Annotated in this window: 25 protein-coding genes and 1 pseudogene; 6 read left to right on the top strand and 20 right to left on the bottom strand. The window is 60.2% G+C overall.

The features are described 5' to 3' along the window. The first annotated feature begins 40 nt into the window (after nucleotides 1-40). Entirely contained in the window at nucleotides 41-1,201 is a 1,161-nt protein-coding gene (locus AYR47_RS08205) for an AAA family ATPase (RefSeq protein ID WP_061449411.1), read from the top strand. Between the two features lie 41 nt (nucleotides 1,202-1,242). Here the strand turns inward: AYR47_RS08205 and AYR47_RS08200 are convergent. From AYR47_RS08200 to AYR47_RS08145, 12 genes and pseudogenes are all read right to left on the bottom strand, one after another. Further along, a pseudogene (locus AYR47_RS08200) lies at nucleotides 1,243-2,092 on the bottom strand (transporter substrate-binding domain-containing protein). After that, a complete protein-coding gene (locus AYR47_RS08195; protein ID WP_033898852.1) occupies nucleotides 2,089-2,865 on the bottom strand; it encodes an amino acid ABC transporter ATP-binding protein in 777 nt (258 codons plus the stop codon). The pseudogene AYR47_RS08200 and the gene AYR47_RS08195 overlap by 4 nt, the downstream one beginning before the upstream one ends. Continuing rightward, the gene (locus AYR47_RS08190) at nucleotides 2,862-3,521 is read right to left on the bottom strand and encodes an amino acid ABC transporter permease (RefSeq protein WP_033898855.1); all 660 of its coding nucleotides are present in this window, start codon (nucleotides 3,519-3,521) and stop codon (nucleotides 2,862-2,864) included. Before AYR47_RS08190 ends, AYR47_RS08195 begins: the two co-directional genes overlap by 4 nt. Continuing rightward, complete coding sequence (locus AYR47_RS08185; protein WP_003187615.1) at nucleotides 3,502-4,167, bottom strand: amino acid ABC transporter permease; 666 nt, start codon at nucleotides 4,165-4,167, stop codon at nucleotides 3,502-3,504. The genes AYR47_RS08190 and AYR47_RS08185 overlap by 20 nt, the downstream gene beginning before the upstream one ends. Before the next feature lie 336 nt (nucleotides 4,168-4,503). Then, nucleotides 4,504-5,874 carry a TcdA/TcdB catalytic glycosyltransferase domain-containing protein gene (locus AYR47_RS31950; RefSeq protein ID WP_156487787.1) on the bottom strand — a complete coding sequence of 457 codons (1,371 nt, stop codon included), beginning with the start codon at nucleotides 5,872-5,874 and terminating at the stop codon, nucleotides 4,504-4,506. A gap of 302 nt (nucleotides 5,875-6,176) precedes the next feature. Continuing rightward, nucleotides 6,177-6,959, bottom strand: coding sequence for a MetQ/NlpA family ABC transporter substrate-binding protein (locus AYR47_RS08175; RefSeq protein ID WP_033898862.1), 783 nt, complete (start codon nucleotides 6,957-6,959; stop codon nucleotides 6,177-6,179). Between the two features lie 126 nt (nucleotides 6,960-7,085). Next, a complete protein-coding gene (locus AYR47_RS08170) occupies nucleotides 7,086-8,012 on the bottom strand; it encodes a sigma 54-interacting transcriptional regulator (RefSeq protein WP_061434865.1) in 927 nt (308 codons plus the stop codon). 50 nt (nucleotides 8,013-8,062) lie between these two features. Continuing rightward, the gene (locus AYR47_RS08165; RefSeq protein WP_033898867.1) at nucleotides 8,063-8,644 is read right to left on the bottom strand and encodes an alpha/beta hydrolase; all 582 of its coding nucleotides are present in this window, start codon (nucleotides 8,642-8,644) and stop codon (nucleotides 8,063-8,065) included. 173 nt (nucleotides 8,645-8,817) lie between these two features. Further along, nucleotides 8,818-9,219, bottom strand: a complete 402-nt coding sequence (locus tag AYR47_RS08160; protein ID WP_010565408.1) for an ExbD/TolR family protein — start codon at nucleotides 9,217-9,219, stop codon at nucleotides 8,818-8,820. Between the two features lies 1 nt (nucleotide 9,220). Continuing rightward, entirely contained in the window at nucleotides 9,221-9,940 is a 720-nt protein-coding gene (locus tag AYR47_RS08155; RefSeq protein ID WP_033898873.1) for a MotA/TolQ/ExbB proton channel family protein, read from the bottom strand. A 54-nt stretch (nucleotides 9,941-9,994) separates the two neighbouring features. After that, nucleotides 9,995-10,807 (bottom strand): energy transducer TonB, encoded by an 813-nt coding sequence (locus tag AYR47_RS08150; RefSeq protein ID WP_038850321.1) that lies wholly within the window; start codon nucleotides 10,805-10,807, stop codon nucleotides 9,995-9,997. Between the two features lie 240 nt (nucleotides 10,808-11,047). Continuing rightward, the gene (locus tag AYR47_RS08145) at nucleotides 11,048-11,899 is read right to left on the bottom strand and encodes a LysR family transcriptional regulator (RefSeq protein ID WP_033898878.1); all 852 of its coding nucleotides are present in this window, start codon (nucleotides 11,897-11,899) and stop codon (nucleotides 11,048-11,050) included. Nucleotides 11,900-12,007: 108 nt separating this feature from the next. Between AYR47_RS08145 and AYR47_RS08140 the strand changes: the two genes are divergently transcribed. The 3 genes from AYR47_RS08140 to AYR47_RS31945 all read left to right on the top strand — a co-directional run bounded on the left by AYR47_RS08140 (nucleotide 12,008) and on the right by AYR47_RS31945 (nucleotide 14,658). Then, nucleotides 12,008-12,469, top strand: coding sequence for a nucleoside deaminase (locus tag AYR47_RS08140; protein ID WP_033898971.1), 462 nt, complete (start codon nucleotides 12,008-12,010; stop codon nucleotides 12,467-12,469). Then, nucleotides 12,456-13,625: a CynX/NimT family MFS transporter gene (locus tag AYR47_RS08135; RefSeq protein ID WP_061434863.1), complete on the top strand. Its 1,170-nt coding sequence runs from the start codon at nucleotides 12,456-12,458 to the stop codon at nucleotides 13,623-13,625. Before AYR47_RS08140 ends, AYR47_RS08135 begins: the two co-directional genes overlap by 14 nt. 97 nt (nucleotides 13,626-13,722) lie before the next feature. Continuing rightward, entirely contained in the window at nucleotides 13,723-14,658 is a 936-nt protein-coding gene (locus AYR47_RS31945) for a LysR family transcriptional regulator (protein ID WP_033898884.1), read from the top strand. Here AYR47_RS31945 and AYR47_RS08125 read toward each other — a convergent pair. Beyond that, nucleotides 14,549-15,643: a fatty acid desaturase gene (locus tag AYR47_RS08125; protein ID WP_061434859.1), complete on the bottom strand. Its 1,095-nt coding sequence runs from the start codon at nucleotides 15,641-15,643 to the stop codon at nucleotides 14,549-14,551. The genes AYR47_RS31945 and AYR47_RS08125 overlap by 110 nt on opposite strands. Before the next feature lie 101 nt (nucleotides 15,644-15,744). Between AYR47_RS08125 and AYR47_RS08120 the strand changes: the two genes are divergently transcribed. Continuing rightward, complete coding sequence (locus tag AYR47_RS08120; protein WP_033898888.1) at nucleotides 15,745-16,749, top strand: AraC family transcriptional regulator; 1,005 nt, start codon at nucleotides 15,745-15,747, stop codon at nucleotides 16,747-16,749. A 16-nt stretch (nucleotides 16,750-16,765) separates the two neighbouring features. Here the strand turns inward: AYR47_RS08120 and AYR47_RS08115 are convergent, their stop codons facing one another. Continuing rightward, entirely contained in the window at nucleotides 16,766-17,131 is a 366-nt protein-coding gene (locus tag AYR47_RS08115; RefSeq protein ID WP_061434857.1) for a response regulator, read from the bottom strand. 38 nt (nucleotides 17,132-17,169) lie between these two features. Beyond that, a complete protein-coding gene (locus AYR47_RS08110; protein ID WP_033898894.1) occupies nucleotides 17,170-17,856 on the bottom strand; it encodes a Crp/Fnr family transcriptional regulator in 687 nt (228 codons plus the stop codon). Between the two features lie 83 nt (nucleotides 17,857-17,939). Here AYR47_RS08110 and AYR47_RS08105 point away from each other — a divergent pair, with 83 nt between their 5' ends. Then, nucleotides 17,940-18,464, top strand: coding sequence for an Mpo1 family 2-hydroxy fatty acid dioxygenase (locus AYR47_RS08105; protein ID WP_061434855.1), 525 nt, complete (start codon nucleotides 17,940-17,942; stop codon nucleotides 18,462-18,464). Between the two features lie 70 nt (nucleotides 18,465-18,534). Here the strand turns inward: AYR47_RS08105 and AYR47_RS08100 are convergent, their stop codons facing one another. The 5 genes from AYR47_RS08100 to oscA all read right to left on the bottom strand — a co-directional run bounded on the left by AYR47_RS08100 (nucleotide 18,535) and on the right by oscA (nucleotide 22,561). Next, a complete protein-coding gene (locus AYR47_RS08100) occupies nucleotides 18,535-19,515 on the bottom strand; it encodes a sulfate/molybdate ABC transporter ATP-binding protein (RefSeq protein ID WP_033898897.1) in 981 nt (326 codons plus the stop codon). 3 nt (nucleotides 19,516-19,518) lie between these two features. Next, on the bottom strand, nucleotides 19,519-20,391 hold the full coding sequence (gene cysW / locus AYR47_RS08095) for a sulfate ABC transporter permease subunit CysW (protein ID WP_010214166.1): 873 nt from the start codon (nucleotides 20,389-20,391) through the stop codon (nucleotides 19,519-19,521). A gap of 13 nt (nucleotides 20,392-20,404) precedes the next feature. Then, nucleotides 20,405-21,223 (bottom strand): sulfate ABC transporter permease subunit CysT, encoded by an 819-nt coding sequence (cysT, locus tag AYR47_RS08090; RefSeq protein WP_016975029.1) that lies wholly within the window; start codon nucleotides 21,221-21,223, stop codon nucleotides 20,405-20,407. A 77-nt stretch (nucleotides 21,224-21,300) separates the two neighbouring features. Beyond that, nucleotides 21,301-22,311, bottom strand: coding sequence for a sulfate ABC transporter substrate-binding protein (locus tag AYR47_RS08085; RefSeq protein ID WP_016975030.1), 1,011 nt, complete (start codon nucleotides 22,309-22,311; stop codon nucleotides 21,301-21,303). A gap of 67 nt (nucleotides 22,312-22,378) precedes the next feature. Next, complete coding sequence (gene oscA, locus AYR47_RS08080; RefSeq protein ID WP_003170956.1) at nucleotides 22,379-22,561, bottom strand: sulfur starvation response protein OscA; 183 nt, start codon at nucleotides 22,559-22,561, stop codon at nucleotides 22,379-22,381. Between the last annotated feature and the right edge of the window lie 85 nt (nucleotides 22,562-22,646).

Raw genomic sequence — 22,646 nt, 5'->3', positions numbered from 1 at the left:
GCTCCCATACTCCAATGGTTCCCACGCCGACTGAATGCCCATGCTCAAGACCCTCGCGGTGGCCAATTACCGCTCGATCAATAAATTGGTAGTGCCCCTGGACCGACTCAACCTGGTCACCGGCCCCAATGGCAGCGGCAAGTCCAACTTGTACCGCGCCCTGCGCCTGCTGGCGGAAACCGCCCAGGGCGGGGTGATCAATGCGCTGGCCCGCGAGGGCGGGCTGGACTCGACCTTCTGGGCCGGGCCGGAAAGTATCAGCCGGCGCATGCACAACGGCGAGGTGCCGATTGAGTCCACCGTGCGCCAAGGCGTGAAACGCCTGCGCCTGGGGTTTGCCGGGGAGGATTTCAGCTACGCCATTTCCTTGGGGCTGCCTGAACCGAGCGAGTCGTTTTTCTCTCTCGACCCCGAGGTCAAGAAGGAATGCATCTGGGCCGGCCACCTCTACCGCCCGGCCAGCCTGCTGGTGCAGCGTTCCGGGCCGATGGTGCGGGCGCGTGAGGGTCGCGCCTGGGATGTGCTGGCCCAGTACACGCCGAACTACCACAGCCTGTTCGATCAGGTCGGCAACCTGCGCGGTTCACCGGAGGTGTTGCTGTTGCGCGAAAGCATCCGTGGCTGGCGCTTTTATGATCACTTTCGCAGTGATATGGACGCGCCGGTGCGTCAGCCACAACTGGGCACACGCACGCCGGTGTTGCATCACGATGGGCGCGACCTGGCGGCGGCGTTGCAGACCATCCGTGAAATCGGCGATCCCGAGGCCTTGCAGCGTGCGGTCAGCGATGCTTTCCCCGGCGCGCGCCTGAATATCCAACCATTGCAGGGTGGGCGCTTTGCGATTGAGTTTTATCAGGAAGGTTTGCTGCGGCCATTGTCGGCGGCGGAGCTGTCGGACGGCACCTTACGTTACCTGCTGCTGATCGCAGCGCTCCTCACACCTCGGCCACCGACCATGATGGTACTGAACGAGCCGGAAACCAGTTTGCACCCGGACCTGCTGCCGGCGTTGGCGCGCTTGATAATCCAGGCGTCCCAGCAGTGCCAGGTGTGGGTGGTGTCCCATGCCAGCCGCTTGATTGCAGCGTTGCAGCAGGATGCGGGGTGCAATTCGATTGTGTTGGAGAAGGTGCTGGGGGAGACCCGGATTGTGGGCCAGGGGATTTTGGATGCGCCGGCGTGGCATTGGCCGGAGTAATGCTCGTTCCCACGCAGAGCGTGGGAACGAGCAAATAGAGATCAGCCCTGCCACTTCCCGCCTTCAACAATCACACTCTCAGGCTTGGTGTCATCGCTCAGCTCTTTACGCACATATTGGTCGTACAGCTTGAGCAGGAATTTCTCCTCGCCCAACTTGGCCAGTTCGGCATTCACCCAGTCGCGCAACTCGATGTTGCCCTTCTTCACGGCCGGTGCAATCGGCGCTTCATCACCCAGTTTTTCTTCCAGCACACGGTAACCCGGGTTCTGCTTGGCCCAGCTGAACAGCACCAGGTTGTCCTGGGCGTAGGCATCACCACGGCCGGCGGACAGCGCTTGCAGCGACTCGGAGTTTTTCTCGAACTTGAGCAGTTTCCAGTCCGGGTGGTTCTTGGTCAGCCAAATATCGGCGGTGGTGCCGGTGGTGACGATGGTGGTGCGGGTAGCCAGGTCATTCAGGCTTTTTACGGCGCTGTCGTTCGGCACCAGGGCCTGCACCGCCACTTTCAGGTTGGGGTTGGTGAAGTCCACCGCTTCCTTGCGTTCCGGGGTCACGGTCATGTTGGCGAGGATCAGGTCGACCTTGTCGCTTTGCAGGAACGGAATGCGGCTGGCCGGCTCGACGGCCACGAACTCGACCTTGTTTTCATCGCCCAGCAGGTCCTTGGCGAATTGGCGACCGATGTCGGTATCGAAACCAACGTAGCGGCCGGCTTCGTTCACAAAACCAAACGGCGGTTTGTCGGTGAATACGCCGACGATCAGCTTGTCGCGGGGCCTTGATCTTGTCGATGTAACTGACAGCGGCAGGTTTTACAGGCTCTTCGGCCTTTTTATCGCAGCCGACCAGTAAAGCGACGGCAAACAGTGGCAGCAGTAACTTTTTCATATCAGCGCAAGTTCCTTAGGTTTTTTGGGCAGTGTTGAAACAAAGGAGAACTTCTCCAGGAACTGCTGCGCGCGTGCGGTTTGCGGGTTCGTAAAGAATGCCTCGGGGGTGTTCTGTTCGAGGATGCGACCGGCTTCCATAAACACCACGCGGTCAGCGACGGCGCGGGCGAAGGCCATTTCGTGGGTGACGATCAGCAGGGTCATGCCATCGCGGGCCAGGCCCTGGATCACTTCCAGCACTTCCTTGACCATTTCCGGGTCGAGGGCGGCGGTGACCTCATCAAAGAGCATGACCTGAGGGTTCATGCACAGTGAACGGACGATGGCGATGCGTTGCTGCTGGCCGCCGGAGAGCTGGCGCGGGAAGGCGTCGCGCTTGTCGGCCAGGCCTACGCGTTCCAGCAGTTTCTCGGCCTGTTCGCGGGCTTCGCGCGGGTCGCGCTTTTGCACTTTCAACGGGCCGAGCAGGATGTTGTCGAGCACGCTCATGTGCGGGAACAGATGGTAGCTCTGGAACACCATTCCGACGTCTTGGCGCACCTGCCGCCAGTCGGTTTGTTTGCCCAACAACTCCTTGCCGGCAAACCGCAGGCTGCCGCTGTGGGCCACTTCCAGGCCGTTGAGGCAACGCAGCAAGGTGCTTTTGCCGCAACCGCTGGGGCCGAGGATCACCACCACTTCGCCGCTTTGCACGCTCAAGTCGATGCCCTTGAGCACCTGAGCCTCGCCGAAGAATTTGTTGAAACCCTGGAACTCGATCAATGCGCTCATGCTTGGGCCCAGCGCCGTTCCAGCACCTTGGAGGCGGCCGACAACGGGTAACAGATAAAGAAGAAAAACAGGAACAGCACGCCGTAGATCAATACCGACTCATAGGTGCGTTCGATGATTTGCTGGCCAACCTTGATCACATCCACCACGCCAATCAGCACCGCCAGGGAGCTGGTCTTGATGATCCGCGTGTAGACGTTGATGGTCGGCGGGGTCATGCGTTTCAGGGCTTGGGGCAGCAGCACATAGCCGTAGAGTTGCGGGTCCGAGAGGCCAATCGACAGCCCCGCTTCACGCTGGCCACGGGGCAACGAATGCAAGGCGCCACGCACTACCTCGCCCACTTCGCTGGCGCCCCACAACGAGAGCACCAGCACTGCACACCAGAAGCTCGGAATGCTCAGTCCGAAGAAAATCGGCAGGCCGAAAAACAGCAGGTACAACCACACCAGCACCGGGATCGCGCGGAACAGCTCCAGGTACACCCGCAGCACCGCGTTGATCAACCGGTTGTTTAAGGTGCGCAGCACGCCGTACAGCACGCCGCCGACAGTGCTGAAGGCGATGCTCAAGAATGAAATCGACAAGGTTTGCGCAGCGCCTTTGCCCAGTTGCGGCAACGACACCCACAGCAACTCAAGACCCGAACTGGCCATGCTGGAGCCTCCTTTCCAGGCGGCTGAGCAACAGCGACAGCGGCAAGAACAGCAACACGCAGATCAGCGTCAGTACGGCGAGCATTTCGTAGGTCTTGTAGTAGAGGGCGATGTAGCTCTTGGTGGTGTAGAGAATCTCCGGCACCGCCACGGCGGAGACCACGGTGGTCTCTTTGAGTAGGAAGATGAAATTGGCGAACAGCGCCGGCAGGCTGAGGATGCCGGCCTGGGGCAGGATCACATGGCGCAACAGCTGCCAGTCGGACAGGCCGATGGACTTGCCCGACTCGATCTGCGCCAGCGGCACCGCTTCCACACCGGCACGCAGTACTTCGGTGAGGTAGGCACCGCCGAGGAAGGTCATGGTGATGATCGCCGCCCAGAACCCGGAAATATTGAAGCCCAGGGCCGGCAGCGCGAAGTACACGAAGAACAGCTGGATCAGCAGCGGCGTGTTACGCGCCAGCTCCACATACAACGCGACCAGGCGCGACAGGTACGGCGTGCGAAACACCAGCAGCGCCGCATTGATCAGCGCCACTAGCAACGAGGTGGCAATGGCGATCAGGCCCACTTGCAACGTCACGCCCACGGCTTTGAGGAAAGCCGGCAGGGTGCTGAGGATAAAAGCGAAATCGAAGGTCATTTCCAGTCCATGACGCCGCAAGGGTAATGCAGCGGGCGCAATCCGATCCGGCGTGGGTAACGCCGGGTAGCGCGAACTTTAAAGGTATAAAAAAGAAAATTTAAATACCAAAATGGCATATTGATATCACCCAAAAAGATAACCACCGGATTCGCGGGTTTGCCGGGTGGCAGCTATGGTTGGGGGGTCTGAGATTCGAGGGATTGAACCATGCAGGAAGTGAAACCGATGGATCCGCAGGAGTTGGTGAAGTGGTTGATGGCGCTGCGCAGGGCGATCAATAGTCAGGCGCTGTAAAAAAACAGCCTCACCGTAGTGAGGCTTTTTTTCATAGGCTCAACCTTGGGTGGAAGGCTGCCGATCAGCACCTCCCGCCATGGCTTTGGTGGCGCTGTTTTGCTGTTCTTCGGTCTCAAAGTTGACGTAGTTGTCCGGGAATTTGAAGTGGGAATCCACCAGGCCCCAGTACTCTTTATTCTGTGGCTTTGCCATGTCCCAGATACGTTCTGCAGAGGAGGCGGCGTCGTTACGGATCAGGTCCGGTCGTCCTTTGGCTTCTTGTATCACCCTGTCAACATGCCCACGTAGTGCATTGGGCCCGGTGGTTTCGATGGTACTTTTATTCGGACGGCTGAAGTAACGATCGCCGGCGTATTCATTGCCGTTCATCGAACGGTATTTGTCCCCGATGTCATCAATCAGGCTCTTCAGCATCGCGCTCTGGGAGTGGCTGGAGAACAACGCGTTGGCAAAATAGGGGGTGGCGTTGCCACTTGCCTCACTCTTGCCTGCAGCCATGCCGACCAGCATCAGGTCTGGGTGGGCATTTAAGGCGCCGTCAAGCGGGCGCACGCTTTCCAGGTCAATATCCGTGTAGGTGCCGCCATAGTGATTGACGATTTCATACCGGGCGACGTCGGAAGCTGCGGCGTAACCGCCGTTGCGGCCCATGATTTCATGCTGATACACGTCCTTGTTTTGCAGGCGTATGTCGGCAGGATTGCTCAAGTCACGTATCTGCACGTTCTTCAGATCGCTGAAACGCTCCTGTAAAGCCGCCAGGGTCGTCGTGTCACGGGGAGGGTTACTGGCGTAGCGGTCCCAGGACTTTGTCGTCTGGTCAAGAATGGTGGCTTCTGCTTGATGAAACTTGTCATCGGTACGTGAAGCGTGACGCTCAAAAGCACTGAGCACTTGAGAGGCGTTCTGGGGCGTAACTTTTCCACCCTCTGGCAGCAATGCTTCCTTCAATGCTTTGTTACCTGAAGACAAAAGTTCTTTATTAAGTTCTGCAATAACTTGCTTCTGCTCGATTTGATTGCGAGGCCATTGCAGCGGGTTATTAATTGCTGTCTTAAGCTGACTGAACAACCCTCGAACGGGTCTTTCTGACTGGTAGTTTGGGTAAACACTTTCGGCTTTTGCCTGAGCCGACTGATTAGTTGCGTAGGCATCAAACTGAGTAGAGTCAACCCATAACATTATTTTATGGTTCGGATTCTTTGTGGCCCACTGCCTTAAATAAGCATCCTGGTTTGAACCGGGCTTGGACCCCACCCAAACCATGTGAATATTATTGGTGACTGGCTTGAACTGATTTGCAGGGTATTTTGCTTCAAATCCTGCAGCAGATGGCGAATGAGTAGCCTCATTCGCATAGCCAGCCACAAGGATTCGTACATCGGAAGGAGAAAGGGAATTGATCATAATGACATTGGCTTCCAAAAGTTGGTAGAACTCACGGGCGCCTCCATGCGATGACTCTTACAACACGCGCAAGCTTGGCCCTACTAAACCAACTAAGCAAAACGTAAAATGTAAGACAATTTAAAGATACACTCAGACACAATCCATCAGGCCCGCCGATGAACTCAACGGTGACCTTCAACCAATAATTTATTTAACGCCTTTAATCTAAGTTCTCTTCTTTATCAAAAAACCGGAATAAAAAAACGCCGACGCAATGCAAGCCGTCGGCGTTCAAACCTTGAAGGGGGTTTTGAGTTACATCAGAACGCAGGCACGACCGCGCCGTTGTACTTCTTCTCGATGAAGGCTTTGACTTCCGGGCTGGTCAGGGCCTTGGACAGTTTCTGGATAGCGTCGCTGTCCTTGTTGTCCGGGCGAGCCACCAGGAAGTTCACGTACGGCGACTTGGCGTCTTCGATGATCAGCGCGTCTTTGGCTGGGTTCAGGCCAGCTTCCAGGGCGTAGTTGGTGTTGATAACGTCAAGGTCAACCTGGTCGAGCACGCGTGGCAGGAGCGCTGATTCCAGTTCCTTGAACTTCAGGTTTTTCGGGTTGCTGGCAATGTCTTTCGGCGTGGACAGGGCATTGGTCGGATCTTTCAGCGTGATCAGGCCATTCTTTTGCAGCAGCAACAGGGCACGTCCGCTGTTGGAGCCTTCGTTCGGGATGGCCACAGTGGCGCCATCCTTGAGCTCAGAGATGTTCTTGATCTTTTTCGAGTAGCCGCCGATGGGTTCAACGTGCACACCGACCACGGTCACCAGATTGGTGCCCTTACCCTTGTTGAAGTTTTCCAGGTACGGCAGGGTCTGGAAGTAGTTGGCATCCAGGCGCTTTTCGGCCACCTGCGTGTTAGGTTGAACGTAGTCGGTGAAGACTTTGATCTGCAGGTCCACGCCTTCTTTGGCCAGGGTCGGCTTGATCAGCTCGAGGATCTCGGCGTGGGGGATCGGGGTCGCGGCAACGACCAGTTTCTCGTTGGCCTGGGCGAAGCTTGCAGTCAGGGCAGCCGCCAGTGCGGTAAACAACAGAACCTTTTTCATGCAGTGTCCTTATCGGAATTCCGGGGCGTCTCTGACGACCATTTTTATGAGGTGTGCCAGCGAAGTGCTATCGCGGCGTGGAAGGGACAATACCTAGATTTTTTATTCCCGAACAATATCTTTTATTCACGTTGATATTCCATTTTGTTCATGTAGGAATTTACGCAGGGTTTCTTGCTCGACGGGGCTGGCGCGGTTGAAAATCCGCCGCACCTGCTCCAACGGTGAACCTGCGACCGGCAGGTTCAAATGCTCGGGCAGGATCTCATCGCCGCTGCTCACCAGCAACGCAAAGTGAATGACGTTTTCCAGCTCACGCGTATTTCCCGGCCAGCTGTGGTGTTCAAGCACGCGCTGGGCGGCATCGCTGATCAGCGGCACCGGCAGGTCCAGACGCTGGCTGTAGATACCCAGGAAGTACTCGGCCAATGAGAGGATGTCACCGACACGCTCGCGCAAAGCGGGCAAGTCCAGCCGCCCTTCGCTCAAGTAATGGAACAAGCGCTCATGGAACTTGCCGGCGGCCACAGCCTGGGCCAGGTCGATGCTGGTGGCGGCGACCAGGCGCACATCCACCGGGCTGGGCTGATGGGCGCCGACGCGGGTGACTTCGTGGTTTTCCAGGGCGGCCAGCAGTTTTACCTGGATCGGCAGCGGCAAATCGCCGATCTCATCCAGGTACAACGTGCCGCCATTCGCCGAACCAAACCAACCGGCCCGGCTGCTGACCGCGCCGCTGTGGCTACCGGCGGCATAGCCAAACAATTCGGCATCGGCGTAGGTCGGGCTGATGGCGCCGCAATTGACCGAGACAAACAAACCGGTACGGTCGCTGCCACGGTGAATGTGGCGCGCCAGCAGCTCCTTGCCGCTGCCGGTCTCGCCGCGAATCAACACGGGCAAGGCGCGTGGTGCAAGGCTTTCGAGGTCTTCGCGCAGTTGACGCGAACGGGGATCGACAAACACCAATGCCTTGGCGCGAATGCTCAGCGGGCTTTTTTCGGCGTCGGGGAAGGTCAGCAACGGCTGGCCGTAGGTTTCATGCAGACTCATGGCAGGCTCCCGCCCCCAATCCACTTAAGGGACGGGGCGTTGAAAAGTGTTCAGGCAGTGCGCCGGGCGTGATGCTCAAGGCGGCTTTGCAGGCGGTACAGGTAAGCAAACCCCTGCTCCCAGCGTTGGTGACCGGACTTCACATTGATATGCCCGGCGCCGGACAGAATCCCGGCTTCAGCGCCCCAGTGACGGGCCAGCTCAAGGGCCCGAGCCGCGCTCACGGCACTGTCGTTGTCGGAACTGACCACCTGGCTCGGAAACGGCAGCAGGTCGGTGGGGATGGGCGCGAAATTACGCAAGGCGGGAGCACAGGCAGGACGCTCGACATCGGCCGGTGCCACCAGCAAGGCGCCGCGTACCTGGCGCAGGAACTGCACCGGCGCGGTGGCCGCCCAATGCGCCACGGTGATGCAGCCCAGGCTATGGGCGATCAGGATCACCGGCGTGCTGTCGGCCGCGATGGCCTCGGCCAGCGCGGCGACCCAGTCTTCGCGACGTGGCGTCAGCCAGTCATCTTGCTCCACGCGGGCGCTGTTGGGCAGGCTGTTCTGCCAGTGACTTTGCCAATGATCTTCTGGCGATCCTTGCCAGCCCGGCACGATCAGGTAACGAATCGACTCGCTGTGCATGGGTGTGCCCTCCTGCAGCGTTTAACGTTGCTGAACAGTATAGGGACGGGGGTTATATTCGTTAAGGAATAAGAAGCTATTTATTAATAACCAAAATCACAAAAGGATTTTACGCAAAAAAAAGGCCGCACCCTGCCAAGGAGACGGCCAAAAAATTGTCGAGGCTTTTGCAATTAACGTGCGGTAATCACCGACAGCTTGGTAATCCCCGCGCGCTCGATAGACGCCATGGCTCGCGCCACTTCGCCGTAGTTCACACCATCGTCAGCCTGCAGTTGCACCCGCACATCGGGATCCTTGGCCTTGGCCGCCTGCAGGTTGAATTCCAGCAGGTCCGGCTGGATTTCATCCTTGTTGATAAACAGTTTGCCGGCGCCGTCGATACTCACCACCAGCGGATCCTTCTGCTCCACCGGCGCGACCGCCTCGGTCTTGGGCAGGTTGATCGGGATCGCGTTGGTCAAGAGCGGCGCGGTGACGATAAACACCACCAGCAGCACCAGCATCACGTCCACCAACGGCGTCACGTTGATCTCGCTCAGCACCTCATCGCTGTCTTGCGTGGAGAAGGCCATCTCAGGACGCCTCCTTCACTTTCTGCGGGTTGCCGGCATTGGTTTTGTTCAGGGCCGGGTGCAGCAGCACGCGGAAGGAGTTCTTCTGGGCCAGGCTGTAGAAGTCGTGGGCAAAGTCGTCCAGGTCGGCAGCGGTCAGCTTCAGGCGACGCAGGAAATAGTTGTAGACCAGCACCGCAGGCACCGCGACGGCGATACCCACACCGGTCGCGACCAGCGCCGCACCGATCGGGCCGGCCACGGTTTCGAGGCTGGCGGAGCCCGCAGCGCTGATACCCTTGAGCGCTTCCATGATGCCCCACACGGTGCCGAACAGGCCGATGAACGGCGAGGTGCTACCGATACTGGCGACCACGGCCAGGCCGGTTTCCAGGGAGCGGCGTTCACGCACGATCTGCTGGCGCAGGGCCCGCTCGAGGCGGTCCTGGTGGTTGATCGCCTGGCTCAGGTCGGCCGCATGCGGGGTTTCGCCCACCTGGATCGCGGCGTAACCAGCCTGGGCCACCCGAGCAGCAGCGCCCGGCTGGGTTTCCGCCAGCTCGGCGGCCGAGTCGAGACTCGACGCCGCCCAGAACTGTTTGTGGAACTTGCGATCCTGCGCTTTGAGGCGACCGAACTGCACGCCCTTGAGCAGGGCCAGGCCCCAGGTGGCGACCGAAAAAACCACCAGCAGCCAGATCACCGCGCTTTCGATGGATTCAAGTGGAGATGCTAATGCCATGATGTTTTCCCTCTGTGCAGGTCGCGGCGTGTGCAACACACCGCAGCCGAATAGTTAGTGAATCTTGAAATCGATCGGTACGCTGACCCAGCCGTTCTGGGCCACATCGCCCTGCTTGGCCGGTACAAAGCTCCAGCGCTTCACCGCTGCCAGCGCGGCGTCGTCGAGTTGCTGGCGACCGCTGCTTTTCTGGATCTGGATCTCACCCGGCTTGCCACTGGCCAGTACCTGCACCCTGAGCAACACCGTGCCTTCCCAACCGCGCCGCTGAGCCAGTGACGGGTACTCCGGCGCCGGGTTCTTCAGGTACGCGGCGTTGGCCGAAGCGGGTGTAACCGGGGCCGGCGCCGGTGGTGCTGGCGGCGCAGGTGGTGCCGGTGTCGGTGGCGCGGGCGGCTGCTCGACCGGCTTCGGTGCGGGCTTGGGCTCAGGCTTTGGAACCGGCTTAGGCTTGGGTTTCGGAATCGGTTTAGGCGGCGCTGGCTTGGCGGCCAATTCATCCACCACCGGCGGCGGTGGCTCGACAACAGGCGGCGGTGGTGGCGGCGGCACGGGAGGCGGCGGTTCCACCACGGGAGGTGCCGGTTGGGAAAACTCGATCGTCATCGGCGGAATTTCCGGCGGCACGATCGGCAACACCGGGGTCGGCTTCTGGCTCACCCAGTAGATCACCGCGCCGTGCAGGGCCAGCACCAGCAAACCCAGCAGGATCCCTTCGCGACGGCTGGAGAAACGCTTCGGCGTTTTCTGCGTGCGCAACTGCCCCAACGGCGCGCGGTGCGGCCGGCCAAGGTCGACCAACTCACCACCCGGTGCCTGGCGCCATTGCGCCTCATGTGCACTGGCGGCGGTCTGGACATTGCCCATTGATTCACTCCCTACGGTTTTGAAACAAAAAAACCGACAGGCCTGCGTGGAAGGCCGTCGAGGGTTGAATCATCGGGGCCAGACGCTTATCTCTTAAAGTAATCTTTAAAGTTATACATAGATCTAAATTGAATAAATGAAACACTTGGATACGGCAAAGCCCCGTCCTGCGGGGGCTGGCGCAAAGGCGTTGTTTTTGAATGCCTTTCAGGCATAAGAAATATTCAGTAAAGGCATTGATCAGGCAGGGCTGTTTGCACACAAATCAAGCAATTGGCGTTGTAGGCTTTGCCCAGCCGCGCCCAAGCCACTGCGGCCATACAACGCCAGACGCACGCCCTGCACCCTGGGCAAGCCGCTGTCCGGGCCCAGCACGCTATGCCCTGCCTGTACGACGCGACGGGGTAACAAACTGATGCCCAACCCCGCCGCCACCGCCGAACACACACTCGCCAGGCTCGCGCTGGAGTACCCGATGCGCCAGCGCCAGCCGCCCACTTCCAAGTGTTGCAGCATTTCATTGCGGTACAGGCCGCCTACGGGAAATGCCACCAACGGCAGAGGATCGCGCCCCAGGGACGGCGTGCTGCGGCTGTCCACCCAGCACAAGGGCTCCGGCCATGAGGCCAGGCAGTCGTCGCTGTCGCCCATCTGCTTGACCAACAACACGTCGAACTCTCCGCTGCGGTACTGGCGCTGCAACTCGGGGCCCAGGCCGCTGGTGACTTCCAGACGCACCCTTGGAAACGCCAGTACAAAGGCCGAGAGCAGCGGCATGAGGCGTTCGGATGCAAAGTCCTCCGGCACACCCAGGCGCAACACGCCGTCGCTTTGCTGGCTGATCAACACATCGGCGGCTTCTTCATGCAGCGCCAGGATGCGCCGCGCATAGGCCAGCAAGCGCTCGCCTTCCGCCGTAGCGACCACGCGGCGCTGATCGCGGTCCAGCAACTGACATGCCACCGCCTCTTCCAATCGGCGGATCTGCTGGCTGACCGTGGATTGGGTCAGGTGCAGACGCTCGGCGGCGCGGGTGAAATTGCCGCAATCCACGACGGCGACAAAGCTGCGCAATAATACGGGATCGAACATGGGCGCTTACCATTCCATTTGCCACTGGTTGGCATGGTTATATTTAATTTCAGAATACTCTGACGGCTACCCATACTTCACCCTCCAATCATGCCCGGAGGGATTTCCATGACCGACGATCACCAGCACCTGCAACGCGCGATCCAACTTGCCCAGACCAACGTCGCCCAGGGTGGCCGACCGTTTGGCGCGGTGTTGACGCAAGGCGGCGAAGTGCTGGTTGAAGCGGTGAATGAAATCCATCTGACCCAGGACCCTACCGCCCACGCCGAATTGTTGGCGATCCGCGCTGCCAGCCAGCAACTCGGCACGCGCCTGGATGGCTGCGTGATCTACGCCAGCGGCCAACCCTGCCCGATGTGCCTGAGCGCCATGTATCTGTGCGGTGTGGAACGGGTGGTGTTTGCCGCCAGCAACGAAATGGCCGAGCCCTTTGGCCTGTCGACAGCGGCGATCGGGCAGCAGGTGGGCCTGCCAGTGAGCGAGCAGCGCCTGCCGATCCAGCATCTGCCGGATGCGGCCATGACCACGCTGTACCAGCACTGGAAAAACCTGCATGCCCCTGAATAAATCCCTCGCTGGCTGGGGCCTGTTGGTGGTCCTGGGCCTCAACCTGCGGCCGATCCTCAGCTCCATCAGCCCGTTGCTCGGTGAGATTCGCCTGGCCACCGGCTTGAGCTTCCAGAGCAGCGCCCTGCTCACCAGCCTGCCCGTGGTGTGCATGGGCCTGGTGGCGCTGGTGGGCGTGCGGGTTGAAGCGCAACTGGGTGAACGCCGTGGCATTGCCCTGGGCTTGATGATGATCCTGCTGGCGTGCCTGGCCCGCTGGCTGATGGGCCAGGGTTCGACGCTGCTGGTGACCGCGTTGCTCGGTGGCGCCGGTGTCGCGTTGATCCAGGCGTTGGTGCCAGCGATGATCAAGCGCGAATTTCATCACCGCGTGCCGGTGGCGATGGGGGTTTACTCTGCCTCGCTAATGGCCGGTGGTGGGCTGGCGGCGCTGATCAGCCCAGTGGTGGCCACGCATTTTCAGCGGTGGGAAGCCGGGCTCGGTGTGTGGTTGCTGCCGGCCTTGGCCGCGCTGCTGTTGTGGGCCTGGTTGCCACTGGGCGCGGCAAAAAGCGCGAACGTCATCCCCGCCTTCAAGGGCCTGCGCAATCGCCGCGCCTGGCTGCTGGCGCTGTATTTCGGCCTGGTAAATTGCGGCTACATGAGCATGGTTGCGTGGCTGCCGGCCTACTACCAGCAACTGGGATGGGATGTGTTGCCCAGTGGCTCGTTGCTGGCCTTCATGACCATCTTCCAGGTAATCGCCGCGCTGTTGATGCCCGTGCTGGCGCAACGAGGGATTGATCGGCGGCCACTGCTGTGGATCAGCCTGCTGGCCCAAACCATTGGCTATCTCGGCCTGCTGATGGCGCCGTTGCAGTTTCCCCATCTGTGGGTGGCGCTGTGTGGCTTCGGCCTGGGCGCGTGTTTTGCCCTGAGCCTGCTGCTGACCCTCGACCACCACCGCGACCCGCGCCAAGCCGGGCAACTGGCGGCGTTCGTGCAGGGCGTGGGCTTTTTGATCAATGCGATTTCGCCGTGGCTGACCGGTTGGCTGCGTGAACTCACCGGCAGTTTTATCAGTGCCTGGGTGGTGCTGACGGTGACAGCGGTGGCGATGCTGGTGGTGACCCGGGTATTCAGCCCCGCCACTTACCGCACGGCGCCCGCTCTATAGATATGCATTTAAGATCTAGATAAAACAAGAATGCTTAATTGACGGAATAAGCAACCCCCTTAAAATCCCGGTTCCCCCAAAGGATGCCGGGCATACCATGGACCTTCGCCAACTGCGCTACTTCATCGCGCTCAACGAGCACCGCAGTTTCGTGCGCGCGGCGGATGCCATGGGCATCACGCAGCCGGCGTTCAGCCGCAGCATCCAGGGCCTGGAACAGGAGTTCGGCTGCGTGTTGGTGGACCGCGCGAACAAAGACCTGCGTCCCACCCCCGAAGGCCAGGTGGTGCTGCAACACGCATTGAGCCTGGTGCAAGGCGCGGCGTTGCTGAGCCATGAAGTCACGCGCATGACCAAACTCGATGCGGGCGAAGTGCGCTTGGGCAGCGACGCCGTGGCCGCCGTGAACCTGGTGCCCCAGGCGATGGCACGCTTTGTCTCCACCTATCCCAAGGTGCGCACTGCCTTGCAGGTGGATAACTGGGAGAAACTCGGGCGCAGCCTGAACCGTGAAGAGATCGAGTTCTTTATCGCCGACGTGCGTCACTTTGAGGCTGACCCGAACTTCCAGACCCAGGCCCTGACGCCTCGGCGCAGCGTGTTTTTCTGCCGCGCCGGGCACCCGCTGCTGGCCAAGGACAGCCTCTCCACCAACGACCTGTTCGGCTACCCGCTGGCCACGCCACTGATTGCGCCTGGCATTCGCAAACTGCTGGCCAACCTCAGTGGGCGCATCGACTTTGCGCCCGCCATAGAGCTTGAACAATTTGCCGCATTGGCCACCATCGTGAAGCAATCCGACGCCATCGGCCTGGGTGCCGAGGAAGCCTTCGTCGACGCATTCGCCAGCGGCCAATTGCAGGCGCTGCATTGGCGCAATCTGCCCCACGCGCTTGACAGCCTCAGCAACCGTTGCGGGGTGATCAGCCGCGCTGGGGTGCGTTTGTCGCCTGCGGCGAAGGCGCTGATCGAAACCCTGCTGGCGGTGGAAAACCCAGCCGATTGGCCCGCGCAAACGTCCCGAAATCATTGAACCGCACGCCCATCTCAGCCATCACCTTGTGGGCCACCCTGGCGGTCATCTGACGGATGTAAAACGGTTCCTTCACCACAAAATGGTGGATGCCGTGGGTACTGCCGAAGTTAAAGCAGAACGCCTGCAGCGGCCACATCCACCAGGGGTTCAATACCTGGGTCTGCTGGATCACGTTGCCCAGTTCCACATCGCCGTAGTAGTGCATGTTGGAGCTGACAAAGTGCAGGCAAAAGGTGCGCAATACGTTAGGGCCGATGATCACCACGGCGGCGATATCGATCACTTGCATCATCTGCAAGGTGCCGGCAGACCACACGATGGGCGCACCGAACAGACTGGCGACGCCATTGGCAGCATGAAAACCGAGGAACACATACCACGCGCCCCAATGCAGCAGCGCCAGCGGCGCGTACACCAGCAGCGAGCGCTTGAGGATCGCCAGTTTATGCTTCCAGGTCTTGGCCCGCAGGATGCGGATGAAGGCCGACATGACGTTATCCCCCACCATCAACAACCGCGCAAAGCCCCAGGGCTCACCGTTGGTGATGGCGCGCTCTTCCATATCGGTCTCGGTGCCGGAGACCTTGTGATGGTTGAGGTGCAGGTGGCGGCGCACCCACGGGTTGATCGTACTCGGCCGCGCCAGCCACACCAGGCCCATCATCAGGTTGTGGGGCAGACGCTGCTTGCGAAAATACATGCTGTGGATCAGGTCGTGTTCCAACTCATGGGTCAGTGAAGCCAGGAACGCGTTCAGCAACAAGCACACCCACCAGGCCATATGGCCCGTGATATAGAGCGCCGCCGAGCCCAGCATGCCGAGCAGCGCAAACGCCAGGATGCCCGCGCCCAACGCATCCTGATGCAGCAACCAAGGGTGTTGCTGGCGCAGGCGCACGCCTTCGGCCAGCACCACTTCACGGATATGCGCCGAGCGCTGTTGTGCGTTCATCTGTTGGGGACTTGCAGAAGTACCGTCCATGCTCCCATCCTCTTGTGTATTGATGCGCCCATCCTGCCCCAAGCGATCTGGCAGGACGCTAGCCCCGGACGCCAACCTGTTGACCGCAAGCGCCAATCGTCATGACCGAACCCACTTCCCTCGCCAGCTGGACCCGCGCCCTGCGCAAGCAGCTCGATGCCTTGGGCCTCGACAGCGCCGCGTTGTGCCAGCAAGCCGGGCTCGACCCGCAGCAGATGGACGATCCCAACGCCCGCTACCCGCTGTCGGCCACCACGCGTCTGTGGGAATTGGCGGTGCAGGCCAGTGGTGATCCGGCGATTGGGCTGCGGGTGTCGCGATTTGTCAGCCCCACCACCTTTCATGCGCTGGGTTATGCGCTGGTGGCCAGTGGCAGCTTGCGGGAAGTGTTCGAGCGCATCGTGCGTTATCACCAGGTGGTCAGTGATGCTTTGACGCTGGAACTGAGTCGGGAGGGAGAACGTTACCGCTTTCGCTTGCTGCGACCGGCCCAGAGTCCGGCACCGGCGTTCGAGGCCATCGATGCGTTTGCGGCGATCTATGTGCGTACCTGCCGCAATCGCCTGGGGCGCGAATACGCGCCGCTGGCGGTGTACCTGCGAAGGCCGGAACCGGCCGATCCCAAGCCATGGCACACAGTATTTCGCGCGCCGGTGTTTTTCGGCGCGGAGGAGGACCGCCTGGAGTTCGCCGCGCAGGATTTCGACAGCCACCTGGACGATGCCAACCCCGAACTGGCCGAACATAACGAAACCGTGCTCAAGCGCACCCTCGCCCAACTGCAACCGCTGACCTGGGAGCGCAAGGTACGCCGCGTGATTGAAGCGCAGTTGCCCGACGGCGAACCGAGCGCCGAGCGAGTCGCCCAAGCGCTGCACCTGAGCCTGCGCAGCTTGCAGCGGCACCTGGCGGATGAGGGGTGCCGATTTGATGCGCTGCTCAATGAGTGCCGTGAGAACCTGGCGCTGTTGCACCTGCGGGACCCGCAGTGCTCACTGGCGGAAATCAGCCATCTGCTCGGTTTTGCAGATACCAGCAGCTTTAACCGTGCGTTCAAGCGCTGGACGGGGATGACGCCGGGGCAGTTCAGGGATGGGTTACGATAGCGATCGCTCAAACAACTCAGCGCCCGCGATCACGCCGCAACAATTTCTTTACCCGCACAACAAGAACCTTGGCTTCGAAGGGTTTGAGCAAATAGTCTTCCTCATGCAGTTCCAACCCACGCAGGCGGTCTTCAATACCCCCAGGGGTCGTCAGGAACAACATCGGCGTCTTGCCCTTCAAGCGAATCGCCTGCTGCAACTTCCAGGCATTCAATCCCGGCAACATCACATCCAGGATCACCAGGTCGTATTCGGTGCTTTCCACCAGCCGCAACGCCACCATGCCATTGGCCGCCACTTCCACGGTGTAACCGGCTTCGTTCAGGCCCCAGGCCATCCGCTGTGCCTCGTCGGACTCATGTTCCACTAACAGCACGCGCATAACACACCTCGATTGATCAGGCGTGCAGGCTAACACCCTCAGGTGTGCCCCGCCTCCCGCAGCCGATGCGCGTCGAGGATTTCGATCTCTCCGTACCCCAAACGCACGATGCCCTGGGCTTGCAGGTCCTTGAGCAAGGCGTTGGTGGTCTGACGCGACAGGCTCAACATTGCCGCCAGGTCTTCCTGGGGCAATTGCAGCACGCGTTTTGAATGGTCGATATCGCCGTAGCCCTCGACGATCATCAACAAGCGATGGGCCAACCTGACCGAGGCCGGCATCAGGCTGAGTTGTTCGAGGCCGATAAAACTCAGGCGCAATTTCTGGCTCATCAACAAGGCCAGGTCACGCCAGTACCGGGGATTTTCATCCAGGATGTTCAGTAGCGCCTGCTGCGGCACTTGCAACAATGTGCACGGCCCGACGGCGCAGGCATCGTGGGTGCGTGGCAGACCGTCGAACAGGCTGATTTCACCGAACCAGTAGGGCGACTCGACCAGGCTGAGGATGGCTTCTTTGCCCTGCTCATTCACCGCACTGACCCGCAGGCTGCCGTCGAGTACCGCATACAAACCACAAGGCGGATCACCCCGTTTGAACAGGTACTGCCCAGCCGTAAGCTGCCGCAGCCGGGCATGGGCCAGCAAGCTATGCTGAAAAGGTCCCGGCAGGCGGCTGAACCAATGACCGGTGGCCAACCGCGCGTGCCATTGCTCTGCGTCCATGAGAACTCCGAAGATTGTCGCCCAGCTGACAGTTCGCCACCGGGTGACAGGGCATGATCAAGCATCCTACAGGAGGAACAACAATGAAAAGCCTCGTCGACCACCTCAGTCAATACGCTGCCTACCACCGCGACCCGCGCAATATTGCCAGCCACTTTATCGGCATTCCGCTGATTGTCGTCGCGGTGGCCGTGCTGCTGTCACGCCCGGAGTGGGCCGCAGGTGGCGTGTGGATCTCACCGGCCGTTATGCTCGCGCTGTTTTCGGCATGGTTTTACCTGCGACTCGAACTGGCGCTGGGCGTGCTGATGACGGTGTTGATGGGCTTGTCGGTGTGGGCCGGGCATGTGCTGGCGGCGCAGAGCACTTTAGTGTGGCTGAGCAGCGGTATCGGCATGTTTGTGGTGGGCTGGGTGATTCAGTTTGTCGGGCATTACTACGAAGGCAGGAAACCGGCGTTTGTGGATGATGTGTCGGGGCTGATCGTCGGGCCGTTGTTTGTGGTGGCGGAGTTGGCGTTTTTGCTGGGGTTGCGCCATGACCTCAAGCAGCAGATCGAGGAGCGTTCGGGTCCGGTGGCCGCAAGAGAAAAACGTGCCACGGTTTGAAGATTAATGAAGATCCACTGTGGGAGCCGGGCTTGCCCAGCTCCCACAGGGTTATGCAGTGTTTTTAAGCTTAGGCTTTTTGCCAGACCTTTGGCTTGAAGAACAGCGTCTCGCCGCGCGCCAGACCGGTCAGGCTATCGTGGTCTTTCACCACTTCGGCTTCGATCAGTTCGTTCTGGCCTTCGACCTTCAAGGTCACACGCGTGGTCGCACCCAGCGGGCGAATATCACGCACTTCAGCCGCGTGATGGTCTTCCAGCTCATGCCGCGACAACGACACTTCATGCGGGCGGAACAGCACGTGTTTATCTTCGCCCAGGTGCAAACGGTTCGAATCACCCAGGAAGTGATAAACGAAATCGCTGGCCGGGTTTTCGTAGACGTCACCCGGTGAACCGATCTGCTCAATCACCCCCTTGTTCATCACCACGATGCGGTCAGCGACTTCCATGGCCTCTTCCTGGTCGTGGGTCACGAACACCGAGGTCAGGTTGATGTCTTCGTGCAGACGCGCCAGCCAGCGGCGCAATTCTTTACGCACCTTGGCGTCGAGGGCGCCGAAGGGTTCGTCGAGCAGCAGCACTTTAGGTTCCACCGCCAGGGCACGGGCCAGGGCGATACGTTGGCGCTGGCCACCTGACAGCTGCTCCGGGTAGCGATCCGACAACCAATCCAGCTGCACCATGTTCAACAGCTCATGCACCTTGACCGCGATCTGGCTTTCGCTCGGGCGCTGGTTCTTCGGTTTCATGCGCAGGCCGAACGCCACGTTGTCGAACACGGTCATGTGGCGGAACAACGCGTAGTGCTGGAACACGAAGCCGACGTTGCGATCACGCACGTCGTGGCCGGAGACGTCTTCACCGTGGAACACGATGCTGCCGTCATCCGGGGTTTCCAGGCCGGCGATGATACGCAGCAAGGTGGTCTTGCCGCAGCCGGACGGGCCAAGCAACGCCACCAGCTCGCCACTCTGGATGTCCAGGTTGATGCTGTTCAGGGCCTTGAAGGCATTGAAGTTCTTGCTGACATTACGGACTTCGATCGACATGAATTATTCCTCAGCCGCACCGGCGCGCAGGCGGTTTATACGGTTCTCGCTCCACTGCTTGAGCAGCAGGATGAAGAGCGCCAGGATCAGCAACAGACTCGCCACCGCAAACGCGGCAACGTGGTTGTATTCGTTGTAGAGAATCTCGACGTGCAGCGGCAGGGTGTTGGTTACGCCGCGAATGTGGCCGGACACCACCGACACCGCGCCGAACTCACCCATGGCCCGTGCGGTACACAGCACCACGCCGTAGATCAAACCCCATTTGATGTTCGGCACGGTCACATGCCAGAACATCTGCCAGCCATTGGCACCGAGCAGGCGCGCGGCCTCTTCTTCCTGGGTGCCCTGCTCCTGCATCAGCGGGATCAGTTCACGGGCCACGAAGGGCACGGTGACGAAGATGGTTGCCAGCACGATGCCGGGCAAGGCGAATACGATCTGGATGTCATGGTCCTGCAGCCACGGGCCAAAGAAGCCCTGGGCGCCGAACATCAGCACATAGACCAGGCCGGCGATCACCGGCGACACCGAGAACGGCAAATCGATGAGCGTCACCAGGATGCTTTTGCCACGGAACGAGTACTTGCTCACGCACCACGCGGCGCTGACGCCGAACACCAGGTTGAGCGGCACCGAAATCACCACGGCGATCACCGTGAGCTTCAGCGCCGACAACGCGTCGGGCTCAAGGATCGCGGTAAAAAACGCGCCGAGGCCGTTCTTCAGGCCTTGGGTCACCACGATAAACAGCGGCAACAGCAAAAACAGCGCAAACACCAGCCAGCCAAGGCCGATCAGGATACGTCGCGATGCAGCACTGCCACGACGGGCGGCGTTGGCCGAGGACGCGGCGGAAATAGACGATTGGGACATGTTCCGCGCCTCCTTATGGACGTTCGATGCGCCGCTGCAACAAGTTGATCAGCAGCAGCAGGACAAAGGAAACCACCAGCATCAACACGCCGATGGACGTGGCGCCGCGGTAGTCGTATTGGTCGAGCTTGACCATGATCAGCAGCGGCAGGATCTCGGTTTTCATCGGCATGTTGCCAGCGATGAAGATCACCGAACCGTACTCACCGACGCCACGGGCAAACGCCAGGGCGAAACCGGTCAACCAGGCGGGCAGCAACGCGGGCACCAGGATGTGACGGAACACCTGCAACGGCTTGGCGCCCAGGCAGGCGGCGGCTTCTTCGACTTCCCGGGGGATATCGGCCAGTACCGGCTGCACCGTGCGCACCACGAACGGCAGCGTGACGAAGGTCAGCGCCAGGGTGATACCCAACGGGGTGTAGGCGATCTTGAAGCCCAGGTCGGCGGCGAACTGGCCCACCAGGCCGTTAGGCGTGTACAGCGCGGTCAGCGCGATCCCGGCGACAGCGGTGGGCAAGGCGAATGGCAGGTCGATCATCGCATCGATGACCTTGCGGCCGGGGAAGGTGTAGCGCACCAGCACCCAGGCCAGCAGCGTACCGATCACGCCGTTGATCAACGCGGCGTACAGCGCGGTGCTGAAGCTCAGTTGCAACGCCGCCAGCACGCGCGGTGCGGAGATGATGTTCCAGAACTGATCCCAGGTGAGTTGAGCGGCGTGTACAAACATCGCCGCGAGGGGGATGAGTACGATCAGGCTGAGGTACACCACGGTGTAGCCCAGCGTCAGCCCGAAGCCGGGTATGACGGGGGAGATACGACGCGACATAAGAGTCCTTGGTTAAGGGAACTGACACACAAAACCCGCAGGTGAATGCGGGCTCCGTGGGCGGGTTGTTGCTCGGCTTACTGCGCGGTGTAAATCTGGTCGAACACGCCACCGTCGTTAAAGAATTTCGGCTGGGCAGTTTTCCAGCCGCCGAAGTCTTTGTCGATAGTCACCAGGTCCAGTTTCGGGAACTGCTGGGCGTATTTGGCGGCCACTTTTGCATCGCGTGGGCGGTAGAAGTTCTTCGCCGCAATCTCCTGGCCAGCCGGGCTGTACAGGTGTTTCAGGTATTCAGTGGCGATTTCGGTGTTGCCCTTTTTCTCGGCGTTCTTGTCGACCACGGCCACTGGCGGCTCCGCGAGGATCGACAGGGACGGCACGACGATATCGAACTTGTCAGCGCCACCATCTTCTTTCAGAGCCAGGAACGCCTCGTTTTCCCAGGCCAGCAACACGTCACCCTGACCGTTGTTGACGAAAGTGATGGTTGAACCGCGAGCGCCGGTGTCCAGCACAGGTACGTGCTTGAACAGTTCTTTCACGTATTCCTGGGCCTTGGCTTCGCTGCCACCGGCTTTCAGGCCGTAGGCCCAGGCGGCGAGGAAGTTCCAGCGGGCGCCGCCGGAGGTTTTCGGGTTCGGGGTGATCACGGACACGTCTTTCTTGATCAGGTCGCCCCAATCCTTGATGCCTTTAGGGTTGCCCTTGCGCACCAGGAACACGATGGTCGAGGTGTACGGCGTACTGGCGTCCGGCAAGCGGGTCTGCCAGTTTTCCGGCAGGGTCTTGCCCAGCTTGGCGATTTCGTCGATGTCACCGGCCAGGGCCAGGGTGACCACGTCGGCGCGCAGGCCGTCGATCACCGCGCGGCCTTGCTTGCCCGAACCACCGTGGGATTGCTGGATCTTGACGTTGTCACCTGGGTGGGACTGTTTCCAGAAGTTGGTGAACTCAGCGTTGTAGTCCTGGTACAGCTCACGGGTCGGGTCGTACGAGACGTTGAGCAACTCGTAGTCCTTGGCAACGGCGGAACCTGCAAACACGGCGCTGGCCAGGGCGGCCAGGGCATAACGGCGAATCGACGACATAGAAGCTCCTGAAAATTCTGGGGTGTTGGCTTTTTCTTATTAAGTGCGGGTCTATCGCCGTCAGTGCTTAGCTCGGTTTGTTACCCGGGTTCTGCAAACGGAATTTTTCTTTGCGTTCGATCTGTACCACTTGCGCGTTGTGCACAGTGATTTCCACCGCGCCAAACCGCAGATCGCGCAAGGCGCTCTGGATCTCACGCAAAATGGCTGCTTCGTCCTGGCCGTCGACGCTACGTAGAGATGCGCTCATGGTCTCGCTCCTGAAATGAATAGTGCCTCGCAGTGGCGGCACTGCTTGCGGCGTGAGAGCGATAGTAGATAAGCGCGGATATTCT

Origin of the sequence: Pseudomonas azotoformans, from assembly GCF_001579805.1 — a bacterium.
Lineage (GTDB): Bacteria > Pseudomonadota > Gammaproteobacteria > Pseudomonadales > Pseudomonadaceae > Aquipseudomonas > Aquipseudomonas azotoformans_A.
Note: the sequence above shows the minus strand (reverse complement) of the source record. Positions and strands in the feature narration are given on the sequence as shown.

Excerpts from the sequence above, each read along its gene's own strand:
- AYR47_RS08140 (WP_033898971.1), top strand. The coding sequence starts at position 12,008 with ATGACCGACGATCACCAGCACCTGCAACGCGCGATCCAACTTGCCCAG.
- AYR47_RS08155 (WP_033898873.1), bottom strand. The coding sequence starts at position 9,940 with ATGGCATTAGCATCTCCACTTGAATCCATCGAAAGCGCGGTGATCTGG.
- AYR47_RS08205 (WP_061449411.1), top strand. The coding sequence starts at position 41 with ATGCTCAAGACCCTCGCGGTGGCCAATTACCGCTCGATCAATAAATTG.
- AYR47_RS08125 (WP_061434859.1), bottom strand. The coding sequence starts at position 15,643 with ATGGACGGTACTTCTGCAAGTCCCCAACAGATGAACGCACAACAGCGC.
- oscA (WP_003170956.1), bottom strand. The coding sequence starts at position 22,561 with ATGAGCGCATCTCTACGTAGCGTCGACGGCCAGGACGAAGCAGCCATT.
- AYR47_RS08170 (WP_061434865.1), bottom strand. The coding sequence starts at position 8,012 with ATGAGTCTGCATGAAACCTACGGCCAGCCGTTGCTGACCTTCCCCGAC.
- AYR47_RS08165 (WP_033898867.1), bottom strand. The coding sequence starts at position 8,644 with ATGCACAGCGAGTCGATTCGTTACCTGATCGTGCCGGGCTGGCAAGGA.
- cysT (WP_016975029.1), bottom strand. The coding sequence starts at position 21,223 with ATGTCGCGTCGTATCTCCCCCGTCATACCCGGCTTCGGGCTGACGCTG.
- AYR47_RS08135 (WP_061434863.1), top strand. The coding sequence starts at position 12,456 with ATGCCCCTGAATAAATCCCTCGCTGGCTGGGGCCTGTTGGTGGTCCTG.
- AYR47_RS08160 (WP_010565408.1), bottom strand. The coding sequence starts at position 9,219 with ATGGCCTTCTCCACGCAAGACAGCGATGAGGTGCTGAGCGAGATCAAC.
- AYR47_RS31945 (WP_033898884.1), top strand. The coding sequence starts at position 13,723 with ATGGACCTTCGCCAACTGCGCTACTTCATCGCGCTCAACGAGCACCGC.
- AYR47_RS08085 (WP_016975030.1), bottom strand. The coding sequence starts at position 22,311 with ATGTCGTCGATTCGCCGTTATGCCCTGGCCGCCCTGGCCAGCGCCGTG.
- AYR47_RS08195 (WP_033898852.1), bottom strand. The coding sequence starts at position 2,865 with ATGAGCGCATTGATCGAGTTCCAGGGTTTCAACAAATTCTTCGGCGAG.
- AYR47_RS08120 (WP_033898888.1), top strand. The coding sequence starts at position 15,745 with ATGACCGAACCCACTTCCCTCGCCAGCTGGACCCGCGCCCTGCGCAAG.
- cysW (WP_010214166.1), bottom strand. The coding sequence starts at position 20,391 with ATGTCCCAATCGTCTATTTCCGCCGCGTCCTCGGCCAACGCCGCCCGT.
- AYR47_RS08175 (WP_033898862.1), bottom strand. The coding sequence starts at position 6,959 with ATGAAAAAGGTTCTGTTGTTTACCGCACTGGCGGCTGCCCTGACTGCA.
- AYR47_RS08190 (WP_033898855.1), bottom strand. The coding sequence starts at position 3,521 with ATGGCCAGTTCGGGTCTTGAGTTGCTGTGGGTGTCGTTGCCGCAACTG.
- AYR47_RS08115 (WP_061434857.1), bottom strand. The coding sequence starts at position 17,131 with ATGCGCGTGCTGTTAGTGGAACATGAGTCCGACGAGGCACAGCGGATG.
- AYR47_RS08150 (WP_038850321.1), bottom strand. The coding sequence starts at position 10,807 with ATGGGCAATGTCCAGACCGCCGCCAGTGCACATGAGGCGCAATGGCGC.
- AYR47_RS08100 (WP_033898897.1), bottom strand. The coding sequence starts at position 19,515 with ATGTCGATCGAAGTCCGTAATGTCAGCAAGAACTTCAATGCCTTCAAG.
- AYR47_RS31950 (WP_156487787.1), bottom strand. The coding sequence starts at position 5,874 with ATGATCAATTCCCTTTCTCCTTCCGATGTACGAATCCTTGTGGCTGGC.
- AYR47_RS08110 (WP_033898894.1), bottom strand. The coding sequence starts at position 17,856 with ATGGACGCAGAGCAATGGCACGCGCGGTTGGCCACCGGTCATTGGTTC.
- AYR47_RS08105 (WP_061434855.1), top strand. The coding sequence starts at position 17,940 with ATGAAAAGCCTCGTCGACCACCTCAGTCAATACGCTGCCTACCACCGC.
- AYR47_RS08185 (WP_003187615.1), bottom strand. The coding sequence starts at position 4,167 with ATGACCTTCGATTTCGCTTTTATCCTCAGCACCCTGCCGGCTTTCCTC.
- AYR47_RS08145 (WP_033898878.1), bottom strand. The coding sequence starts at position 11,899 with ATGTTCGATCCCGTATTATTGCGCAGCTTTGTCGCCGTCGTGGATTGC.